This is a genomic window from Tabrizicola sp. (genome assembly GCF_041911175.1).
Lineage (GTDB): Bacteria > Pseudomonadota > Alphaproteobacteria > Rhodobacterales > Rhodobacteraceae > Tabrizicola.
This window is the reverse complement of sequence record NZ_JAYRPN010000002.1, coordinates 1-2,123: the sequence shown is the minus strand read 5'-3', so window position 1 is coordinate 2,123 and position 2,123 is coordinate 1. Positions and strand designations below refer to the sequence as shown.

At 65.9% G+C, this 2,123-nt stretch carries 3 protein-coding genes; 1 reads left to right on the top strand and 2 read right to left on the bottom strand.

The features are described 5' to 3' along the window. Positions 1-54 precede the first annotated feature (54 nt). Complete coding sequence (locus tag ACE3P6_RS00230) at positions 55-303, bottom strand: helix-turn-helix transcriptional regulator (protein WP_374390918.1); 249 nt, start codon at positions 301-303, stop codon at positions 55-57. A gap of 624 nt (positions 304-927) precedes the next feature. Here ACE3P6_RS00230 and ACE3P6_RS00225 point away from each other — a divergent pair. Beyond that, the gene (locus ACE3P6_RS00225; protein ID WP_374390916.1) at positions 928-1,530 is read left to right on the top strand and encodes a hypothetical protein; all 603 of its coding nucleotides are present in this window, start codon (positions 928-930) and stop codon (positions 1,528-1,530) included. A gap of 3 nt (positions 1,531-1,533) precedes the next feature. Here ACE3P6_RS00225 and ACE3P6_RS00220 read toward each other — a convergent pair. Further along, the coding region (locus tag ACE3P6_RS00220) for a site-specific integrase (RefSeq protein WP_374390914.1) at positions 1,534-2,123 on the bottom strand (590 nt) is incomplete at its 5' end.

The window sequence follows — 2,123 nt, the reverse complement described above, 5'->3', positions numbered from 1 at the left end:
CGCGGGCCTCGGCCACGCGGTCGGCGGGCCATGCGGAACTGCGGGGCTGGATGGTCATGACCGGCCTCGCGTCTTGCGCACCGGATGGGCCTGTTCCTGGGCCCGGATCCACTCCTGGATGGCGGCGCGGCGATAGAAGGTCTTGCGACCTATGCGTGTGCACGGCGGCCCCTGGCGACGGGCTTCCCACCGGGACAGCGTGTCGGCCGTCAGGCCCAGCGCCCGGGCCAACTGCTCTCGACTGATCCAGTCGGCCAGCAGGTCGGGGATGCACTCGTCAAGATCGGTCTGGATGTCCTTCATCGGCTGCTCCATTCGCGTGGCACCCCTCTGGCGGGGGTCGGTTCAGCGAAGCAGAGCGCGAGGACCGGAAGACAGGCGGAAGGTGGAATTGCAGGCGGCCGACCTATTCCGCCCTTTATTTCATTGGGATTTCTTGGCTGCTGCGAGTCGGAGCTACACAAGGCAAACGCCTCCGCGGCCATCATCCGTGCCGGTTCCGGGCGGCGATCTATGCGCCAGCGTCACCACTCTCTCCGGGGAGGGCCGATTGACCGGCGCTCAGGGGGATTCGTCGCTTCTGACAGGGCCGGAATTGCCGGAATGGGGCGTTCCGGTCAGGTTCCGCAGGCGCTCGACGATATCCACATGTTCTTTCTTTGTTCGAGGCGAGCATCACGGGTTTGTGGTTGCGTGCTCGCCTTCTGGGTGCGTAGATTAACGGCTGAGCAGTCCATAAGAATCGAAAAGACGAACGCAGTCGGATGCGCGCGCCGGTCACGGTGTGCCTCCGGAATACAGGCGGTTTTCCTCGACGACGTGCTCTGAACCCCGGTACGCCCACGTGCTCGGCACGGCGGGTCATTTGTAACCTGCATGCCGACGGCCTTGGCCGAAGGATGCTGCATGTCTGAAAGGAGTTTCCCAATGCCTCTGCCGCCTGTCGCATTCTTCTCGATCTACGAAATCGCCGTGCGCTGGGGTTGCCCTCCGGCCGATGTGGCGGGCTGGGCGGCGGCAGGGCATCTGCATGTGGTGGCGGGCATTCCGCCCGTCCTCTGCGGCGAAGAGACGGTGGCCGGGATGGTCCAGGTACCGATGGCGGAGCTGATGGGGATGTTCCGGCGCATGGGCCCGAGCGACGAGCAGGCGCGGCTCAGGCGGGTCATGCCGCTCGGCAGCAAGACCTGGCTCAAGATCACCGATCCGGCCGAGGGACTGTTGGTCCGGTCCTCCGACCTGTTGCTGGATTCCGGAACATTGCAAGCCTTCGAGGAGGAGCGCGATCTGCTGCGGCGCCCGGCCTCCACCATCGGCGCCAGCCCGCGCTACGATTGGGATGCGATGTATGCGTGGCTGACGTGGTTTCTGTTCGAAAAGGGGGTGCCCGACACCCAGACCGCGCTGGTCTCGTTGGTGCAGGACTGGTTCGTCCAGAACTCGAAGTCGGGCGAGGTGCCGGATGAAAGCACCATCCGCAAGCGGCTGTCCTCGCTCTGGCGAAGGTTGCGGGGCGAGGATGCCGCGTGAGGGTCAGGCCGATTTCGGCAGGTCGGCTCCGTCCTGTGCCGCGTTATGCACCAGGCGCGGCCGCGGGCGCAGGAGGCTGGCCACCGTGTCGACGCCCGCGCGGAGGGGGGAATCCATAAGGTGCGCGTAGCGCTGGGTGGTCTGCATCTGGCTGTGGCCCAAAAGCTTGCCGATCATTTCCAGCGATGCACCGCCACTGACCAAGAGCGAGGCAAAGGTGTGGCGCAGGTCGTGGATGCGGACGTCGGCCAGCCCGGCGTCCTTCTGCACCTTGGCCCAGAAGCGGCGGATTTCCCGCACGGGCTGGCCCAAGGTGTCGCCGGGAAACAGCCAAGGGTTGCCACTCGGCACCGCCTGCTGGCGCAGTCGCACGATGGCCGCGACGTCCTGCGAGATCGGCACGCGGTGGATCTTGCGCTGCTTGGTGGTCGAGGCAGGCTTCGACCAGATGGCATAGTCGAGGTTGAACTGTTCGAACCGGGCCGTCCGGACCTCGCCTACCCGGGCGCCGGTTAACATGCACATGCGGATGATCGCCGCGGCGCGCTGATCCTCGGCGCCATCCAGCACGGCCGCCAGCCGGGTCAGTTCCT

What these genes read in the sequence shown, in the direction of transcription:
- ACE3P6_RS00230 (WP_374390918.1), bottom strand. Translation starts at nt 303, where the DNA reads ATGAAGGACATCCAGACCGATCTTGACGAGTGCATCCCCGACCTGCTG.
- ACE3P6_RS00225 (WP_374390916.1), top strand. Translation starts at nt 928, where the DNA reads ATGCCTCTGCCGCCTGTCGCATTCTTCTCGATCTACGAAATCGCCGTG.